This is a genomic window from Brenneria izadpanahii (genome assembly GCF_017569925.1).
GTDB lineage: Bacteria > Pseudomonadota > Gammaproteobacteria > Enterobacterales > Enterobacteriaceae > Brenneria > Brenneria izadpanahii.
Genome location: NZ_CP050854.1, coordinates 3,173,555 through 3,192,835 on the forward strand (window position 1 = coordinate 3,173,555; position 19,281 = coordinate 3,192,835).

17 protein-coding genes and 1 pseudogene are annotated in these 19,281 nt (G+C 51.0%); 7 read left to right on the plus strand and 11 right to left on the minus strand.

The genetic code is table 11. From position 1 onward, the window contains the following. Positions 1 to 250 precede the first annotated feature (250 nt). From HC231_RS14245 to HC231_RS14265, 5 genes are all read right to left on the minus strand, one after another. On the minus strand, positions 251 to 1,843 hold the full coding sequence (locus HC231_RS14245; RefSeq protein WP_208227279.1) for an ATP-binding cassette domain-containing protein: 1,593 nt from the start codon (positions 1,841 to 1,843) through the stop codon (positions 251 to 253). Beyond that, positions 1,840 to 2,982, minus strand: a complete 1,143-nt coding sequence (locus tag HC231_RS14250) for a YcaO-like family protein (RefSeq protein ID WP_208227280.1) — start codon at positions 2,980 to 2,982, stop codon at positions 1,840 to 1,842. The genes HC231_RS14245 and HC231_RS14250 overlap by 4 nt, the downstream gene beginning before the upstream one ends. After that, positions 2,982 to 3,761: a SagB/ThcOx family dehydrogenase gene (locus tag HC231_RS14255; RefSeq protein WP_208227281.1), complete on the minus strand. Its 780-nt coding sequence runs from the start codon at positions 3,759 to 3,761 to the stop codon at positions 2,982 to 2,984. The genes HC231_RS14250 and HC231_RS14255 overlap by 1 nt, the downstream gene beginning before the upstream one ends. Continuing rightward, entirely contained in the window at positions 3,754 to 4,641 is an 888-nt protein-coding gene (locus HC231_RS14260; RefSeq protein WP_208227282.1) for a hypothetical protein, read from the minus strand. The genes HC231_RS14255 and HC231_RS14260 overlap by 8 nt, the downstream gene beginning before the upstream one ends. Before the next feature lie 81 nt (positions 4,642 to 4,722). Next, complete coding sequence (locus HC231_RS14265) at positions 4,723 to 4,863, minus strand: hypothetical protein (protein ID WP_208227283.1); 141 nt, start codon at positions 4,861 to 4,863, stop codon at positions 4,723 to 4,725. 544 nt (positions 4,864 to 5,407) lie between these two features. Between HC231_RS14265 and HC231_RS24010 the strand changes: the two are divergent. Together HC231_RS24010 and HC231_RS14270 are read left to right on the plus strand one after the other, a co-directional pair. Further along, positions 5,408 to 5,635 (plus strand): annotated as a pseudogene (locus HC231_RS24010) (IS630 family transposase); the annotation flags it as partial. Positions 5,636 to 5,765: 130 nt separating this feature from the next. Continuing rightward, the gene (locus HC231_RS14270) at positions 5,766 to 6,107 is read left to right on the plus strand and encodes a FlxA-like family protein (protein ID WP_208227284.1); all 342 of its coding nucleotides are present in this window, start codon (positions 5,766 to 5,768) and stop codon (positions 6,105 to 6,107) included. Between the two features lie 140 nt (positions 6,108 to 6,247). Here HC231_RS14270 and uvrB read toward each other — a convergent pair whose 3' ends face one another. The 5 genes from uvrB to bioB all read right to left on the minus strand — a co-directional run bounded on the left by uvrB (position 6,248) and on the right by bioB (position 12,702). Continuing rightward, on the minus strand, positions 6,248 to 8,257 hold the full coding sequence (gene uvrB / locus HC231_RS14275; protein ID WP_208227285.1) for an excinuclease ABC subunit UvrB: 2,010 nt from the start codon (positions 8,255 to 8,257) through the stop codon (positions 6,248 to 6,250). A 765-nt stretch (positions 8,258 to 9,022) separates the two neighbouring features. Next, positions 9,023 to 9,700, minus strand: coding sequence for a dethiobiotin synthase (gene bioD, locus HC231_RS14280; protein WP_208227286.1), 678 nt, complete (start codon positions 9,698 to 9,700; stop codon positions 9,023 to 9,025). Then, positions 9,693 to 10,460 carry a malonyl-ACP O-methyltransferase BioC gene (gene bioC, locus HC231_RS14285; protein WP_208227287.1) on the minus strand — a complete coding sequence of 256 codons (768 nt, stop codon included), beginning with the start codon at positions 10,458 to 10,460 and terminating at the stop codon, positions 9,693 to 9,695. The genes bioD and bioC overlap by 8 nt, the downstream gene beginning before the upstream one ends. Then, a complete protein-coding gene (bioF, locus tag HC231_RS14290) occupies positions 10,450 to 11,598 on the minus strand; it encodes an 8-amino-7-oxononanoate synthase (protein ID WP_208227288.1) in 1,149 nt (382 codons plus the stop codon). The genes bioC and bioF overlap by 11 nt, the downstream gene beginning before the upstream one ends. A 63-nt stretch (positions 11,599 to 11,661) precedes the next feature. Then, positions 11,662 to 12,702, minus strand: a complete 1,041-nt coding sequence (gene bioB / locus HC231_RS14295; RefSeq protein ID WP_208227289.1) for a biotin synthase BioB — start codon at positions 12,700 to 12,702, stop codon at positions 11,662 to 11,664. A gap of 95 nt (positions 12,703 to 12,797) precedes the next feature. On the opposite strand from bioB, the gene bioA reads away from it, so the two are divergent. The 5 genes from bioA to HC231_RS14320 all read left to right on the plus strand — a co-directional run bounded on the left by bioA (position 12,798) and on the right by HC231_RS14320 (position 18,313). Continuing rightward, positions 12,798 to 14,087 carry an adenosylmethionine--8-amino-7-oxononanoate transaminase gene (gene bioA, locus HC231_RS14300; RefSeq protein WP_208231342.1) on the plus strand — a complete coding sequence of 430 codons (1,290 nt, stop codon included), beginning with the start codon at positions 12,798 to 12,800 and terminating at the stop codon, positions 14,085 to 14,087. Between the two features lie 120 nt (positions 14,088 to 14,207). After that, positions 14,208 to 14,618: a CidA/LrgA family protein gene (locus tag HC231_RS14305; RefSeq protein ID WP_208227290.1), complete on the plus strand. Its 411-nt coding sequence runs from the start codon at positions 14,208 to 14,210 to the stop codon at positions 14,616 to 14,618. Then, entirely contained in the window at positions 14,618 to 15,313 is a 696-nt protein-coding gene (locus HC231_RS14310; RefSeq protein WP_208227291.1) for a CidB/LrgB family autolysis modulator, read from the plus strand. Before HC231_RS14305 ends, HC231_RS14310 begins: the two co-directional genes overlap by 1 nt. Before the next feature lie 222 nt (positions 15,314 to 15,535). Beyond that, the gene (gene cdd, locus HC231_RS14315; RefSeq protein ID WP_208227292.1) at positions 15,536 to 16,420 is read left to right on the plus strand and encodes a cytidine deaminase; all 885 of its coding nucleotides are present in this window, start codon (positions 15,536 to 15,538) and stop codon (positions 16,418 to 16,420) included. Positions 16,421 to 16,615: 195 nt separating this feature from the next. After that, complete coding sequence (locus HC231_RS14320) at positions 16,616 to 18,313, plus strand: NAD-dependent malic enzyme (RefSeq protein ID WP_208227293.1); 1,698 nt, start codon at positions 16,616 to 16,618, stop codon at positions 18,311 to 18,313. A gap of 183 nt (positions 18,314 to 18,496) precedes the next feature. Here HC231_RS14320 and HC231_RS14325 read toward each other — a convergent pair whose 3' ends face one another. Next, complete coding sequence (locus HC231_RS14325; RefSeq protein WP_208227294.1) at positions 18,497 to 19,279, minus strand: ABC transporter ATP-binding protein; 783 nt, start codon at positions 19,277 to 19,279, stop codon at positions 18,497 to 18,499. Positions 19,280 to 19,281 lie beyond the last annotated feature (2 nt).

The window sequence follows — 19,281 nt, forward strand, 5'->3', positions numbered from 1 at the left end:
TGAAAAATCATGCTGAGAAAAAACGCCCCTGTTAATGATTTCATTCAACTATTATTTGAATTTATTCCACGCTTGGCGTTAATTGTTATCGTTGTCACAGAATCAATATATGTTTTTATATAGTTAGCGGGCGTATTACAGATTTGCATCAAAGTGGCTTGCAGCGGATCCAGAGAGGGCGGGTTCAGGATAAGCCGAATAATAAAGGGGAGTCGGCCTTTTTAATCATCCGTAAGTAATTCCACTGATTTCATGTAAGGTGAATATGTTCCGTACCTATCCGTTTGACCCTCTCATCATGAGTCACAATTATCGCTGTCCTTCCTTTAGAAGATTCCGCGATAGCCCAAATAATCTTAAGTACTGTCGCATCATCAAGGCCCGTTGTCGGTTCATCAAGAATCATCACTTTTGCATCATGATAGAGCATTCTTGCCAATCCGACTCGCTGTGCCTGCCCTCCAGAAATGTTTGTTCCCATCTCCCCGAAAGAGCGCTCAGACATACTCCGGATCTCATCCTCTGAAAAACCGACCCGGTTAAGGCAAGATACAAGCTTCATCTCATCCCTTGACTTACCAAGAATAATATTCTCGTCGAAATTCATGTCAAAAATATCTACATTCTGATGAAGATAAAATATATCATCGGATTTGAAATTTGTATTCACACAACCGTCATATTCACACAGACCAGCCAGCACTTTAGCTAGAGATGATTTACCCACGCCAGAATCCCCCGATATAATAACTATCTCATTTTCGGGTATATATAAATCTGGAAATGTTATTCTCTTTCCATCAGGATAAACAACCATTACACCATCAAGTTGAAATCCTTTTACATTTACGTTCAGATTATGACTTTTTTTCTCTTCAACACTCCTGAGTGCAAGTAGGTTAAACAATTGCCTGGCGCTTGAGAGTCCCTGAATAAAAAACCGATAAGAAGAAGAAAACTGTAATAAAGGAATAGCTATCTGCAAAAGTAATCCGTTTACAAGCACAAGGAGGGAAACCATTTCATCAGCGTCAGTCGACGTATGAATAGTATAGAATGTTGATATGAAGAACAATAAAAACAATAGTCCACCCTGAATCATCCCCAAAATGATCCCCGGTTTAAGAGATATTTTCACTTCCTCTATAAACCTGTCATTTGCTCTGCCATACCTTTCGTTCATCCACCTTGTCTGATTAAAGGAACGAAGAAACTCGAATGACCGTATACCCTCTGACATCATTTTATAGTTACTTGATGCTGTTTCAAACCACTTCTGCTGAAGCTTTTGAGCAATAATGGAGAAGTTATAAGTGAAATAAACAAATGCTGACAGAAGGATAAAAACAACAACTGCAAGAAAGGCACTTGCTTTATAGCCAATAATTATCAGCAGAAGTATACACTCCAGACTCAATGGAAGAAGAGTAAAAATAAGATTATAAAGCGCAGACCGAATACCACCCAAACCGCGATCTATTATAATAGCGCTTTCACTGCTTGTATTTTTCCTTGCATCCGTGAAAGATAATGAAAAAAATTTATTCAATGTGTTTAATATAAGGCTCTTTTGCAATATCTGTTCAAAGTAAACGTAACAGGCCAGTCTGAATTCCTCAAGAAAACGTGAGACACAAAATATCCCGGCATAAACCAGACAAAGCATAAGAATATTTTCCCTGACATACCCGGAAAAACTGATTATATATGCGAAAAATACGGGTGTAGACACACGCAACAATGTAGTTAATAAGAACAGAACTACCGCAAGGTAAAAGTAACCTTTGCTTCTTTTATCTATCATCTTCCAACTGCGAGATGCTATATATAGAAAATTATTCATGCGAAGGCAATAGGTCCTGTATTAACTTGTCCAGAATAGCCATAATAGTTCGCGGCTTCCTCATTAGCAAACTCATTACATCGATCAAGACTCATCGACGTAAAACCATTGACACTTTTTATATTATAGTAGAAAAGTGACATCCGTGGATCACTGAAAATAATTTTTCTGTTCCATATCAATAGTTCCTCTTCATAGAAATTCTTGATAAACTCAATATTCTCATTAATATTCCTCCTTTCAATCCTCTGATTATTCAGAATATAAGAGAACTTCTTAATTACATTCGGATTATTAAAACTTGCATACCCTGATATTATCGGGTCATCAATAGTTTGGTTCTGGTAAAATCTCGAATCTGAGATATTTTGCATCAGAATATAAGCTTGATACATCTCGGTGAGAGATTTTTCTACTGCCTTTTCAATATGCTCATGGCCGGCAGCACCTGCCGAAAAATGTACAGGACCTTTCTCAGATAAATACACAGATACAAAAGTTCTTACCGGTGAGATAAGTGAAACATCAAATAGATAGACCTCTCCATTTTCTAGCAAATGATCCATAAATCGTAGATGAGGGACATTAAACTGCCAAAGGGTATCCGGTGATATCCTGATAAAAGATAAGCAATGCCCATAATACCAGAATAGCGACAACGCCTGCCTTTCACAGTACTCATCACGGCTACCAAGAAATGCACCTTCATCTGTATAGTGAAGCGCGGTACCTGAACTATCTCTGAATCCATATTTCACATCATCAGGGCAAATCCCAAGCGTGAATGCAACCAAAGGGGCCAAGTAAATATTTCCTGATAATTGTTCACGCACTTGGGTCATTATGAATTTATGAACTGCTATATCTTCGTTGTTCTGTGCTGAAGACAGTGTCCGAAGAAACCACTTTTGTATAAAGGGTTCTAGTTCACTTAGCGTTGTTTGTTTCGTTCCATAATCTGAATCTGAATAACACAGATGCCTTTCCAACCCCTCCCCGATAGCCCGGGTGACAACAAGCCGATCATACCCGGTTGCACAACTGGCAATCCCTCTTTCAAGGTGCATTCTCACCATCATGGGTGCATTCAGGTTTGGTGAAAGGTCATAACAAATACGTAAGAATTTCGGACCTAACATTAAGACCTCCCGACCAGTTGGCAAACGACTGGTAAAATGACTCTTGGATCAAGGCCCAGTGCAACCGTCAGTGCTTCATCATTAAATCCCCCCCAAACTCTGTTATCGAGTTCAAGAGTGTTGCAGGCTATTTCCATATTCCGGTACATCGAACCGATCTCTAGCATTGCCAGGCGATACCCTCGATAGCCATATTTTGCTGCATGTTTAGTAATAACCGAACCATAAAGGATAAAGAAATCGTAATCGCTAAATTTATCATTTTTCCCAATAAAAAGACTTTCTTCAACCACCTTTATTGATAGTGCTGAAAGACTCTCTATTTCTCCCGAAAGAGGTAAAAAGTGATAAGCTCCCGGTTGAAAATTACTTATGTTTTTTACATAAATAATTACTTGTCCGGAATACAGAGCACCACCACTTGGGTAAGGCATAATAATTCTTTCACCAGAACGGTGAGCCCCATAACAACTGTTAATAAGGGCGGAAAAAACATCCCCGGATAAAGGAGAGCAAGCAGAAAAACCAGATGAAGATGGTACCCTGTGAAATGAATGAAGAATCTCATCATTCCGAAGTTCACGTTTCACATTACCAAAACGGTGCTCAGACCATTCAAGCATCCGGTTCTGTCCGTCCGTCAGAAGCGTTCGGTTAAAATTAAAGGGATTAATTTTCTTATCCACACGATTGCAGGTTTTTACATGGAAATCCATTAAATCGTTATGTACCCTCTGATCAATTGTATCATTTAAAACTGCCAGCATATAGTCAAACATTGGTCTGCTCCTTTGACTTATGATAATGAAGCAGGCAATCACAACGAAATGAAAATGGTATATCCATTTCCTGCTTTTCCAACGTATACATATTAATAATTTTTGTATGTTCTGTATTACACTCTGCGAAAACTGAACGCCCCTTACCGGATAGAATATCTACATCCTGCATGACTACTCTACAGATAAATGCCAAATCCAGTAAATCCGGTTTCACTTCCGGTAAGGTTGAATGATAAAGATGCTCAAGATAAAGCATAGCATTTGAAAGACTATTTATTTTATTCTCACTATCATAGTAAACCCGATCCATCAGATAATCGTAGACACATAACATACAGGGATTGCAAAGAGACTTTGACCAGATATGACTTATTACAGCATATTCCCCAATTATAAAAACGAACAAACATAATTGGTTAGATTTTGTTCCATTCATTAACCTTTCAATTTGCTCTCTTTTCGGCCAGACAGGAAGAAAAAATATTAAAATAGCATTATCGTTCAGAGAGTTCGTTTCAAAATATTCATTAATAGTATAAAAACTTAAAATAGAACAATCATTTTCAAAAAGTAATAACACACTCTTTTCATCAGTGATGAAATGAATATCTCTCATCAAATATCTATCCGATAATTTTATTAAAACCTGTGTTTCATTGGTAAGATAGTTAATAACCTCCTCTTGTTTATCCATATCCCCACCATAAGCAACCCATTTTTTTATCAAAAAGTCATATGTAACAACAATTTCAGCACTGATAGTTGCAAGCAATTTAGACATTACGCAATCATCAACAACAAAAACCCCTTTTGGGGTGTACATTACTGTCTTTCCAGCAGATTGTGAGATACTGACAGGTGTTCTTGAATATAACATGCTAGTTTCTCCCCATGTTTTTAAAGGCCACAACCTAAAGGCATGACCTTTAATTAATGGTTAGTGTGGATTTAATTAACCTTAACCACCATCACTACAGTTACTTGGCGCACTGTTGGAGCAAGCTGCACAATTTCCCGGCGACTGACTGTAAAGCCCCTTTTTGACAGGATTGTTTTTATTGACGATCTGTGAACCAAAGCGGTTTTTCAGTTTAGACATAATAACTCTCCTTACCCAAGTATTGATATTACAGGTTATTTATAACACCGACTATTGACTGTTAAGTCATATAAAATCTTAACGACATTACCGAATTAATCAATTTTTTTAAATTACTCTCATCACTATTAAAAAGCAACTCACTACATATTAATAGAAAAAATCTATCATAATGAAAGGCTGTCAACTTCGAAAAGCATTTAATTACAAAAACAAAAACCCTTTAACTTTATGATTTTAATCATTCAATGACATAGAATTATTTATCACACCGAACCTTCCCCAAAATATTACCGCCATCAAAACATAATATTTAAATATTTATTTTTGTTATCCACTGCAAATAAAAAATAAACTTACCACCTTTAAATTATTAACAACCTATTAATAATTTATTTTATTTATGGAAATATTATCTAATTCATTTAAATTAATATAAAAACAAAAGAATATTAAATATATATAGTAATCATTGAAGATTCTTGATTTTATACATTATGGAGATCATGCCTTCCAGCATGAATATATTTATCACTATGAATAAAAACAGAATCAGTTCGTTGAATATTATGCGAATTTAAAAGAAATCGCCGGTGATGAACCGATTGATGTGGTTCATCCGACACAAGCCACGGAAATCAGCTATGGGTGGATACTCAAAGGTTAGAAAAAGCAGTCAGGACCACGGGAAGCCAGCCGGGCCCTCCTGAACATTTTGGGTGCGCTGAATCTGAACGATATCGGCGGGACAGTCATTCATTACTATAAAAGCGATTAATGACTATATCCAATAAATAAGTCGCTTAAGAAAATGGCAACCAGAACCGATACCCTTTATGCAGCGGACTTGTCTATGGATTGTCAGCCAACAAACGCGCATACCATTTCTAGGGAGGAGCATTATGTCAATATCTATTGATGCAGCAGGAAGCAGCGCCGCCATCGCTGGCGGAACAGGCAATACCAGCGCTGAAACCCGCATTTTAAATCGTATCGAAGTTCTGAATAAGCAATTGAAGACGCTGGTATCACAAGCCTTGTCCGCCGAAAGCAGTAAAGAGCGGGAGGCGATCCTCGCACAAAGAAAGATGATCCAGTCGGAAATATCCATGCTGCAGGCTGAGTTGGCAAAAATTCAGCTTGAACAGTTTGCGGCGGCTCAAAATAAGAAAGAGATCGAAGAAATGAACGCGGCGACCAAAACGAGTGATGGCGCGCCACAGGATAACAGCGGCAAGGCATAAGCGGTAGAGGCTCGCTTGCCGCCGGCCTGCCTTTATTTATGCAGAGGCAGAAACCGTTTCGTGCGCCGGAATGCCGCCATTTCTATGCTATGCCGCAGCCCGCATTCGGCCCAGGCGCGGCGGGCTTGCGGCGCAAACGGTCAGGACGCGGCGATAAACTGTGCTCGCAAAGCCTGAACCTGATCGCGCAGTTCGGCAGCCTCTTCAAATTCCAGATTCTGCGCATGCGTCATCATCTTGCTTTCCAGCTCGCGAATCTTCTGTTCCAGCGCTTTCGGCGTCATTAACTGATAGCCCGCAGCCGGCTCGGCGGCTTTTTTACCTCGCCCTTTGCCTTTATGGTTCGGCTGGCCCAATTGCAGAATATCGGCGATTTTCTTATTCAACCCCTGCGGTACGATGCCGTGTTCATGGTTGTAAGCCTGCTGTTTCTCACGCCGGCGTTCCGTTTCGCTAATCGCCCGTTCCATGGACGGCGTAATTCTGTCGCCATACAGAATGGCTTTACCGTTCAGGTTTCGCGCCGCACGACCGATGGTCTGAATCAGCGAGCGCTCGGAACGCAGGAAACCTTCTTTATCGGCATCCAGAATCGCCACCAGCGACACTTCCGGCATATCCAGCCCTTCCCGCAACAGGTTGATGCCCACCAGCACGTCAAACTCGCCAAGCCGCAGATCGCGGATAATCTCGACGCGCTCCACCGTATCGATATCAGAGTGCAGATAACGCACCCGCTCGCCGTGCTCTTCCAGATATTCCGTCAAATCTTCCGCCATTCGTTTGGTCAGCGTGGTGACCAGCACCCGCTCGTTCACGGCGGCGCGCAACCGGATCTCCGACAGCAAATCGTCCACCTGGGTGGCGACCGGCCTGACCTCCAGCACCGGATCGAGCAGGCCGGTGGGCCGCACCACCTGATCGATCACTTCGCCGCCGGATTTTTCCAACTCATAGTTGCCCGGCGTCGCCGATACATAAATGGTCTGCGGCGCCAGCGCCTCAAACTCCTCGAACTTCAGCGGCCGGTTATCCAACGCCGACGGCAGGCGGAAGCCGTACTCCACCAGCGTTTCTTTGCGCGCCCGGTCGCCGCGGTACATACCGCCAATCTGCGGGATGGTGACGTGCGATTCGTCGACCACCAGCAGCCCATCGGCCGGCAGATAGTCAAACAGGGTCGGCGGCGGCTCTCCGGGCCCGCGCCCGGAGAGATAGCGCGAGTAGTTTTCGATCCCCGAGCAATAACCAAGCTCGTTCATCATTTCCAGGTCAAACTGCGTTCGCTGGCTCAGCCGCTGCTCTTCCACCAGCTTATCGTTCGCCAGCAGTATTTTGCGGCGTTCGGCCAGTTCAACCTTGATATCCTCCATCGCCTGCAAGATACGCTCGCGCGGCGTCACATAGTGCGTTTTCGGATAGATGGTATAGCGCGGCACGGTTTGCAGAATCTGCCCGGTCAACGGGTCGAACAGCGACAGGCGTTCCACCTCCTCATCAAACAGCTCGACGCGCAGCGCCACCTCGTCGGACTCGGCAGGGAAAATATCAATCACTTCGCCCCGAACGCGGAAGGTTCCGCGCTGAAACGCCTGATCGTTACGGGTATATTGCAGCTCCGCCAGACGCCGCAAAATCGCGCGCTGGTCGATAAGCATCCCCTTCGTCAGATGCAGCATCATTTTCAGATACAGATCGGGATCGCCCAAACCATAAATGGCGGAAACCGAGGCGACCACCACCACGTCGCGCCGCTCCAGCATGGCTTTGGTCGCCGAGAGCCGCATCTGCTCAATATGTTCGTTGACCGACGCATCCTTCTCAATGAAGGTATCGGAACTCGGCACATAGGCTTCCGGCTGATAGTAGTCGTAATAAGAGACGAAATATTCCACCGCGTTATCCGGGAAAAACGCCTTCATTTCCCCGTAAAGCTGGGCGGCCAGCGTTTTATTGGGGGCCAGCACCATGGTGGGACGGTTCAGATCGGCGATCACGTTGGCGATGGTAAAGGTTTTACCCGATCCGGTTACGCCCAACAGCGTCTGATGCGCCAATCCATCCTCTAACCCTTCCTTTAAACGGCGAATGGCTTCCGGCTGATCGCCCGCTGGTTTAAATTCGGAATTCAGTTTGAATACTTTACTCATAATCGAATACGTTTCTCTTGGATGGGCTGCCGGATGTCAAGCGAATGGAACCGGATGGCTATCGTCGGCACTCACAGTATTATGGAAATCAATCTCAGGCTTTGCCACCACCATGATACTGGATATAAAAACAGCATCAAGGGGATTATGATCCGCGCGCGCGATTAATCCACCAACCGGCTTGCCAACACATCGGTTTTCAGTTCGCCGGTAAAATATTTATCCCCAGATTAATAATTTTGCTAATGAATAGGAGATAGTCGCTGCCGCTAATTTATGCAACTGCATGTCATCAACGGGAAAGGGACTTGATTTTAAATAACGCAATGATTTAAAAAGAGTTAACAAAAAAGCAGAGAATAACGTCAACCTGGCGGGAACCCGCGTCGTTTCTCGCCTGGCATGGTTTTTCTATCTCTAATGCACACAGTTATCCACAGAAATAGTGGATAACCCCCACAACCCCGCATCCGCTCTGCGCTGCCGAAATACTATCGTCACATAATAGAGGTATCGATATAGGTTTTCTTCACCTTTTTTCTGCAATTTATCTGATAAATATTAGGTGAAAAAACGATAAGCGCGGGAACTGACAGATACGCGCATAGCCCACGCTGTCAAGGGCTAAGATGCGAATTTCAAGATATTTTTTCTACCGGGCGCTGATGAATATGACGCTAATTATCAGCGCGGGAATAGCGATAAAATATACTATTAACGCCATCCCCTATTTACTATTTAGGATTGCCGATGGGAAAATTTACGTTACGCCAGCCGAGTCAAATCGACATACTGTCCTAAATTTCGCGACAGGGGATCGGCCAAATGCGGAATTTCCCCCAGCATCGGCGCAGACAACCGCTGTCGTAAGCTGGACAGATATTCCTGATGCCGTTTTCCCGGCGGCATAATATCGTTGGCGATCCAGCCGCTGAGCGTCAGCCCGGCCTGTCTGACGGCGCAGGCGGTCAGCAACGCGTGATTAATGCAGCCGAGTTTGATCCCCACCACCAAAATAACCGGCAGTTGTTCCCGCGCCACCCAGTCAGCAAAGGTTTCCCGCTCCGACAGCGGCGTCAGCCAGCCTCCGGCGCCTTCCACCAGCAGCCAGTCGGCCTGCGCTGCCAGCGCTTGCAGCCCGGCGGAAAGCTCAGCCAGCCGAATCGGCCGCCGTTGCGCGGCGCTGACGATATGCGGCGACGTCGGCTCGACGAACGCCACCGGATTGACGGCATGGTAATCAAGCCGCACGCTGCTATTAGCCTGAAGCGATAACGCATCGCCGTTACGTATTCCTTCCGGCGTAACGTCACAGCCGGATGCCACCGGCTTATACCCCGCGGTGCGGTATCCGGCCTGATTAGCGGCTTGCAACAACGCGCTGCTGGCAACCGTTTTACCGACCTCCGTATCGGTTCCTGTCACAAACCAGCGTCTAGTCACGATAAATTACTCCATAAACCAGTTGATAACTAAGCGGGTAGCCATCCTCTCGCGGCGGGTACGACGCGGAGAGCGCCGCAAGACGCTTACGGCTGAGCAAACCGGGCGTCCGCCCCTGATGCAGCCAGGTGGCGCCGATACCTTTCAGCGATTTGAGCAAGGCCGGCACATCAGGAAAACAGCAGGTGACGCATTCCTGATGAAGTTGGTAACGATAAGGGCGGCAAGCGGCTTCAATGGCGGAAACGGGCAGAAACCGATTCACCCGGCGGGTGCCGTCCAAACGCTGCCAGGCCTGAGCCAGCTCAATCAGCGAGCCTTCCGCCAGCGTGGAAAATGCGATCGCGCCGCCGGCGCGGGTAACCCGGTGGAATTCGGCCAACGCCGCAGGCAGATCATCGCACCACTGCACCGCCAGATTGCTGTAGCTGATGTCCACGCTGCAATCCGCCAGCGGCAGATTTTCTATGTCCCCCAGCACATAACGCGCGGCGGAGCGCCGTTCTGCGGCGCAGGCCAGCATCTCCGCGGATAGATCCAGCGCCGTCACGCTTTTCCCCAACTGCTGCCAGCAACGGCTGAAATACCCGGTTCCGCAGCCGGCATCCAGCACCTGCCGCCCGTTGTGAGCCGCGATCATGTTGAGTAATCGCTCGCCGCTGGCGCGTTGCAGCGCGGCAAAGCGGTCATAGCTGGCGGCCGCCCGGCCAAAAGCCCGGGCAATAGCCTGTTTGTTATGCGTATGCGCGTCAGACAGCATGATGCAGCACCGTCAACAGCCGTTCGATATCTTCCGGCCGGTGCGCCGCCGTCAGCGTAATCCTTAGCCGGGCGCTGCCGGGGGGAACCGTGGGAGGACGCATCGCACTGACCCACAGCCCCTGCGCGCGAACTCGCGCCGTCAACGCCAATGCGCGGGCATTGTCGCCCACCACCAGCGGCTGAATGGCGCATTGGGAATCCATCAGTTGGAAAGCGGCGGCATCGCAACCGGCACGGAACTGGGCGATATTGCGCCGTAGCTGCGCGCGCAACGCCTCGCCCTGCCGGATACACGCCAGCGACGCGCTCAATGCGCACGCCTGCGCCGCGGGCATGGAGGTGCTGTAAATTAAATGGCGGGCAAATTGCAGCAGATATTCCGCCAGCGGTTCCGCGCATAGCACGGCGGCGCCGCTGACGCCGAAGGCTTTGCCGAAAGTGACGATCAAGAGTTCGGGCTTTACGCCCTGCGACCAACAGCTCCCCCGCCCTTCATCCCCCTGGACGCCGATGCCGTGCGCATCATCCACCATCAGCCATGCGCCATGTTCACGGCACAGCGCATGCAGCGGCGCGAGCGGCGCGGCGTCGCCGTCCATGCTGAAGACGCCCTCGGTCATCGCCAGCGCTTGCCCCTCGGCCGTTTTCTCCAACAGTTGCCGCAACGAATCTTCATCGTTGTGGATAAAGCGCCGCAAGGTTGCCGGCGAATGCGCGGCAGCCTCCAGCAAAGAGGCATGGCTCAGCCTATCGGCCAGAATACGGTCGCCCTTCTGGGTCAACGCCGCCACCACCGCCTGATTCGCGGCATAACCGGAAATAAATAACAGCGCGCGCGGATAGCCCAGCCAGTCGGCCAGTTGCCGTTCCAGCCGCGCGTGGGCGTCGGTATAACCGGTGACATGGCCGGAGCCGCCGCTGCCGACGCCATAGCGCTCCGCCCCCTGCCGCCAGGCCTGAATGATATCGGGATGACGGCTCAACCCCAGATAGTCATTGCTGGAAAAATTGATGTAGCGCTGTCCCTCCAGTTCCAGCCAACGGCCATTCCCCCCCTGATTCGCCTGCCGCGTCCGGTAGGCGTCATCCTGGCGGCGCTGTTCCAACGCCGACGCAATACGTTGTTGCCAGCTCATTGGCTCATCCGCCCTTTGGGATCCGCCTTACCGCGGCGATGTTCCTTATATCGCGGCATTTTTTTATACCGCGGCATTGTAGAACTGGTCCGTATCGGCATGGGTGGTTAACTGCTGCGTCAGCCGCTCCTGCTGTTGATTGTCGCCGTATTCGATCTCGGTCTGCTGCGGATTCAGCCCCAGCTTGCGGAACAGCGCCAAATCTTTGTCCTCTTTGGGGTTCGGCGTGGTGAGCAGTTTGCAGCCATAGAAAATGGAGTTGGCGCCGGCCATAAAGCACATCGCCTGCGTCTGTTCGTTCATCTGCTCGCGTCCGGCGGATAAGCGCACGTATGACGTCGGCATCATGATGCGGGCCACGGCGATGGTGCGGATGAAATCGAACGGATCGACGTCCTCGTTATCGGCCAGCGGCGTACCTTTTACCTTGACCAGCATATTGATCGGCACGCTTTCCGGCGGCTTAGGCAGGTTAGCCAACTGCACCAGCAGGCCCGCGCGGTCGCGCACCGTTTCCCCCAGACCGACGATGCCGCCGGAGCACACTTTGATCCCGGCGTTACGCACCTTATCCAGCGTATCCAACCGCTCCTGATAGCTGCGGGTAGTGATGATGCTGCCGTAAAATTCGGGCGAGGTGTCCAGATTGTGGTTATAAAAATCCAGACCGGCCGAAGCCAGACGCTCCGCCTGATCGCCGTTCAACGTTCCCAGCGTCATGCAGGTTTCCATGCCCAGCGCCTTTACGCCCTGCACCATCTTTTCCAGATACGGCATGTCGCGCTCATGCGGATTCTTCCAGGCGGCGCCCATGCAGAAACGGGTCGAGCCCGCGGCCTTCGCCTGACGGGCGGACGCCAACACCTGATCCACCTGCATCAGCCGTTCGGTTTCAATCCCCGTGCGGTAGCGGGAGCTTTGCGGGCAATATTTACAGTCTTCAGGACAGGCTCCGGTTTTAATCGACAACAGCGTGCTCACCTGCACCTGCCGGGGATCGAAATGCTGGCGGTGAACCTGCTGGGCTTCAAACATCAGTTCCAGAAAGGGCTTATCGAAGAGATTTTGCGCTTGCTCAAGCGTCCAGTGAATGCGGTCTGCCATGTCGGCATCTCCAAAATAAAAACACTTCGTCAGTTTAAATTAACCCTTTATACTGTCAACCAACTCAATGCTATTTTAGTTTACGAAAGATGATGATGACCCCTGCCGATCTCGCCTTTGACCAACGCCACATCTGGCACCCTTACACGTCAATGACCCGGCCGTTGCCCTGCTATCCGGTCGTCGCGGCCGAGGGCGCCGAGCTTCAGCTTGATAATGGACGCCGCCTGGTAGACGGCATGTCCTCCTGGTGGGCGGCGATCCACGGTTATAACCATCCGGCCATCAATCAAGCGTTGCAGCAGCAGATGTCGCAAATGTCGCACGTAATGTTCGGCGGCATTACCCACCCGCAGGCGGTGGCGCTGTGCCGTCGGCTGACGGCTATCACGCCGGAGGCGCTGGAATGCGTGTTTTTGGCGGACTCCGGCTCGGTGGCCGTCGAAGTGGCGCTGAAAATGGCGTTGCAGTACTGGCAGTCCCGCGGTCAGAATCGTCAGCGCTTTCTGACGCTGCGCCACGGCTATCACGGCGATACCTTCGGCGCGATGTCGGTCTGCGATCCGCAAAATTCGATGCACAGTCTGTATCAGGGCTATCTGCCCCGGCATCTGTTCGTCGATGCGCCGCAGTGCCGGTTTGACGGCGTCTGGGATGAAGAAGATCTCGCCCCGCTGCGCGCTCAGTTGGCCGAACATGCGCAGCAGGTGGCGGCGGTGGTGCTGGAGCCTATCGTACAGGGCGCCGGCGGCATGCGTTTTTATCATCCGCGTTATCTGCGGCAGGTCCGGGAACTCTGCGACCAATACGGTCTGCTGCTGATTGCCGATGAGATCGCCACCGGATTCGGCCGGACCGGCAAGCTGTTCGCCTGTGAGCATGCGGGGATCGCGCCGGATATCATGTGCCTGGGTAAAGCGCTGACCGGCGGCTATCTGACGCTCTCCGCCACGCTCGCCACCCGCCAGGTTGCGGAAACCATCAGTAACGGCGCGGCGGGCTGTTTTATGCATGGCCCGACGTTTATGGGCAATCCGCTGGCCTGTGCGGCGGCCAACGCCAGTCTGGCGCTGCTGGCGGAGAACCGCTGGCCGCAGCAGGTAACGGCTATCGAGCAGCAGTTGCGTCAGGCGCTGACGCCTTTATCCGCCTGCCCCGAGGTGGCGGATGTGCGCGTGCTGGGCGCAATTGGCGTAGTGGAAACGCGCCGACCGGTCAATATGGCGCGTTTACAACACTTTTTCGTTGAGCGCGGCGTATGGATCCGTCCATTCGGTAAACTCATTTATCTGATGCCGCCATTTATTATTCAGCCGGCGCAGTTGCGCCGGCTTACCGATGCTATCGCCGAAGCCCTATCCGCGCGTTATTTATTTAACGAATGAACAAAATATCGCCGATCCGACTCAAGGCGCAAATTAATGTAGCGAGGGGAAAGTTGTGATCGGTGGCACACTAATTATATTAGCGTTATGATTAGCCCATCAGTTAATCAGGACTTCCCCATGCGTAATACGATCACCCTTTGCTGGCAGTATTTACGCGCTTTCGCATTGATTTACCTCTGTCTGCTGGCAGGCAATGCGATATCCGCGCTACTCCCGATTGTTATTCCCGGCAGCATTATCGGCATGCTGATTTTATTCTCGCTTCTCGCTTCGCAGATCCTGCCGTCGGACTGGGTCAGACCCGGTTGCCATATGTTTATTCGCCATATGGCGATGCTGTTTGTTCCGATCGGGGTGGGCGTGATGAACTATTACGATCTGCTCAGCCAACAGTTCGGCCCGATTGTTATCTCCTGTCTGATCAGTACCTTTTTTGTGATGCTCGTCGTCGGTTTCAGCACGCAACTTATGCAGAGAGAACACGCTATCGCTGGCGAAAAAGAATTATTACCCAAGGATAAAGAATAATGCTCGCCTATATATGGTGGTCATTGCCACTTACGCTGCTGGTCTTTTTTGCCGCCCGGAAGCTGGCGGCGTGGACAAAAATATCGTTGCTGAACCCGTTACTGGTTTCGATGGCTATTATTATTCCCTTGTTGCTGCTGCTGCGGATCCCTTACGACCACTACTTTAAAGGCAGCGAAGTGCTCAACGATCTGCTTCAACCCGCGGTCGTCGCCCTGGCCTTCCCGCTGTATGAGCAGTTGCACCAGATTCGGGCCCGTTGGAAATCCATCATCAGCGTCTGCTTCATCGGCAGCGTCGCCGCTATCGTCTCCGGGACGCTGGTCGCGCTATGGCTGGGCGCGTCGACTGAAATCGCCGCCTCCGTACTGCCAAAATCCGTTACCACGCCAATCGCCATGGCGGTAGCCAGTTCGATCGGCGGCATTCCCGCCATCAGCGCGGTATGCGTGATTTTCGTGGGTATCGTGGGCGCCGTAACCGGCCATAGCCTGTTCGACCGCGTCGGCATTAGAACCAAAGCGGCGCGCGGCCTGTCAATGGGCACCGCCTCGCACGCCCTGGGCACCGCACGCTGTGCCGAGGCGGATTTTCAGGAAGGCGCTTTCAGCTCGCTGGCGCTGGTCATCTGCGGGATTATCACCTCGCTGCTGGCGCCGTTTATTTTCCCCATCCTGCTGGCGTTTTTTAAATAACCTTCCAGCTTTCCATACGGGTTAAAGCTCGGCGCTTTAACCCGTAAAAACTATTTCCTCATCCCGCGTCTATTGCCGCCATCCCTCGCACGATTTGATTTACACCTCATATTGATAATATCAATTTCATTTGTTTCATAGATAACGAGATATATATCACTATTTATTATTTATCTGATTCCTATTATGGTTGCCTGTATTGGTTCAAAGAGATAGGCCGCTATGCACCCACGATTTAATGACGCATTCCAACAATTACCGGCTCGTTTGCAATCCGCGCTTAAGCCTATTCTGGACAGGCGGAACTTTGCCGCCATGTTGACTGCTGATGAAGTGAAAATGTTGGGCGCCGCCGCCCGGCTGGACGGCAATGACCTGGCGTTTGCGCTGCTGCCGCTGGCGGCCGCCTACGCCCTGCCGCGCATTTCTCATTTTTCTGTGGGCGCGATCGCCCAGGGCGTCAGCGGCAGTTTTTATTTCGGCGCCAACATGGAGTTCAGCGGGGCGCAGTTGCAGCAAACGGTACATGCCGAGCAAAGCGCCATTACCCACGCCTGGTTGCGCAATGAACGGGCGCTGCGTTCGATAACGGTGAATTACACGCCGTGCGGCCATTGCCGGCAGTTTATGAATGAACTAAACGCCGCGTCTTCTTTACGCATCCAATTGCCGGGACGTCAGCCCGCGCTGCTCGGCCATTATCTCCCCGATTCGTTCGGCCCCGACACTCTGAACATCAGCACGCGGTTAATGGATGAAGTCGACCACGCCTATACGCTGCCGGATAGCGATCCCTTATCCGTTGCCGCACTGGAAGCCGCCAATCATAGCCACGCGCCGTACAGCCAGGCGATAAGCGGCGTTGCATTAGCAACGGCCGGCGGTAATATCTATACCGGCCGCTACGCCGAAAATGCGGCATTCAATCCCAGCCTTCCTCCTTTGCAGGCGGCGCTTAATCTGATGAATCTGGCCGGCGAGAAGCACACGGAAATACGCCGGGCGGCCGTTGTCGAACGCCGTAACGTCGCCATAAGCCAATGGGCGATCGCCAAAGCGATATTAAATGAACTCGGCTGTAAAAATGTCACATTACATTTCATCTGATTAATAAAATGAGTAACGAGGTTAATTAGAAGCTGTTGAATCGTTACAGCTTTTTATATTTATTGACGCAAGTCATATGTAACTATTTTAATTAACATTATCTGTACATATTTCACGGGTAATTTAAGATCGGGACTGCAATAATTTCGCACTACCACCTAAATTCGTTTCCGTCACCAAAAGAGTAAAAAAGTCATGGAATTAGAATACGAAAGTAAACGTCCTCTCTATATCCCTTATGCTGGTCCAATACTTCTTGAATTTCCCTTACTAAATAAAGGCAGCGCATTTACAGAAGAAGAACGCGCCAACTTTAATCTGCATGGTTTATTGCCGGAAGCGGTAGAAACAATTGAAGAACAGGCTGAACGCGCCTGGCGGCAGTGTCAGGAATTCAAAAACGATATCGAAAAGCATGTCTATTTGCGCAATATACAAGACACCAACGAAACGCTGTTCTATCGCTTGCTGGATGCGCATCTCAGCGAATTGATGCCCATCATCTATACGCCGACCGTGGGCGAAGCCTGTGAGCATTTCTCCGATATTTACCGCCGGGCGCGCGGTCTGTTTATCGCTTACCCCAACCGCGCCAACATCGACGATATGCTGCAAAACGCCACCAAGCAGAACGTCAAGGTTATCGTGGTTACCGACGGCGAACGTATTCTGGGCCTGGGCGACCAGGGCATCGGCGGTATGGGCATTCCGATTGGTAAACTGTCGCTATATACCGCCTGCGGGGGCATCAGCCCGGCCTATACGCTGCCTGTAGTGCTGGATGTCGGCACCAACAACCCGCAGCGCCTGAACGATCCGCTGTATATGGGCTGGCGTCATCCGCGTATCACCGATGACGAATATTACCAATTCGTTGATGAATTCATCCAGGCGGTTAAACGCCGTTGGCCGAACGTGCTGCTGCAGTTCGAAGATTTCGCCCAGAAGAATGCCACCCCGCTGCTGAATCGCTACCGTGACGAAATCTGTAGCTTCAATGACGATATCCAGGGAACCGCCGCGGTAACGCTGGGCAGTCTGATCGCCGCCAGCCGCGCTGCCGGCAGCCAGTTGCGCGATCAGACCGTGGTCTTCCTCGGCGCGGGCTCTGCGGGATGCGGTATTGCCGAGCAGATCATCGCCCAGATGAAATCGGAAGGTCTGAGCGAAGAAGAGGCCCGCGCCCGCGTATTTATGGTTGATCGTTTCGGTCTGCTGACCGACAAACTGCCGAACCTGCTTGAATTCCAAAGCAAACTGGTGCAGAAAAGCGAACGACTGGCTCACTGGGACGTCACCAGCGACGCGATCTCGCTGCTGGAAGTGGTAAGCAACGCCAAACCGACCATCATGATCGGCGTTTCCGGCCAGCCGGGTCTGTTTACGGAAGAGATCATCCGCGAGATGCACAAGCACTGCGCGCGGCCGATCGTTATGCCGCTGTCTAACCCGACGTCTCGCGTGGAAGCCCGTCCGGAAGACATCATTCGCTGGACGGAAGGCACCGCGCTAGTGGCCACCGGAAGTCCGTTCGCGCCGGTTAACTATCAGGATAAGGTTTACGCCATCGCCCAGTGCAATAACTCCTTTATCTTCCCAGGTATCGGCTTAGGCGTGCTGGCCTCGGGCGCGACCCGCATTACCGACGGCATGCTGATGGCGGCCAGCCGCGCGCTGGCGGACTGCTCTCCGCTGGCGACTCACGGCGAAGGCGCGTTACTGCCGGATATCGCCGATATCCAGAGCGTATCGAAACGCATCGCGCTGGAAGTCGGTAAAGCGGCCCAGTTGCAGGGGGTAGCCGTAGTCACCTCCGCCGACGCGCTGGCGAAATCCATCGAGCATAACTTCTGGCAGCCGCAGTACCGCAGCTACAAACGCACCTCGTTCTGATTTTTCTCTCCACAAAACCGCGCGGCTTAGGCCGCGCTATTTTCATACGGCCTCAAAGCACGCGTCCGGCACGGGGCGGTCAAGGTCAGCGCTGCATATTTGTTTCCGCCGGGTAACGGCAGAATCCGCCATCAGCCTTATATTTGTATATAAGAGACTGGCGAGGGGGGAAGCCGGGATTCGTTACCCGGCCGCCGCCGCTTCACGTTGCGCGCCGGCCGGCGTCATCGCGGCCAATACCTCGCGCCGCAGGTCGGTAAACGCATAGCTGGCGCGATCTCGCGGCGAGGGCAGCGACACTTCCACCACCTTGGCTATTTGTCCCGGATGCGAGTGCAACACCATGACGCGATGACTCAAATAGATCGCTTCCTCAATATCGTGCGTAACCAGAATCATGCTGGTGCGCTCATGCTCCCAGATATGCAGCAATTCATCCTGCAAGCGGGTTCGCGTCAGCGCGTCCAATGCGCCCAGCGGTTCATCAAGCAACAGCACTTCCGGGCGCGCCACCAGCCCGCGGGCAATGGCGGCGCGCTGCGCCATACCGCCGGAAAGCTGGTGGGGAAAGGCGTGCTCATAGCCCGATAGTCCGACGAGTTTAATATGTTCGCGCACCGTGTCGCGTTTTCGCGCCGCCGGCCAGGAGACATTCTCCACCGCCAGAGCAATGTTCTCCTCCAGCGTCAGCCACGGCAGCAAACGATGGTCCTGAAACACGATGCCGCGCTCTGGGCCGGGGCCGCTAATGCGCCGCGTTCCCAGGGTAATCTCGCCCTGATAGTTTTGATCCAGCCCGACGATCAGACGCAGCAGAGTGCTCTTGCCGCAACCGCTCGGCCCAACAATGCTGACGAATTCGCCGGGCGCCACCGTTAAATCGATGCCGCGCAGCACCTCGCGCGGCGCGTCGCCGTCGTGCGAATAGCGCTTGGTCACGCCGCGCACATACAATGTCTCGGTCATGG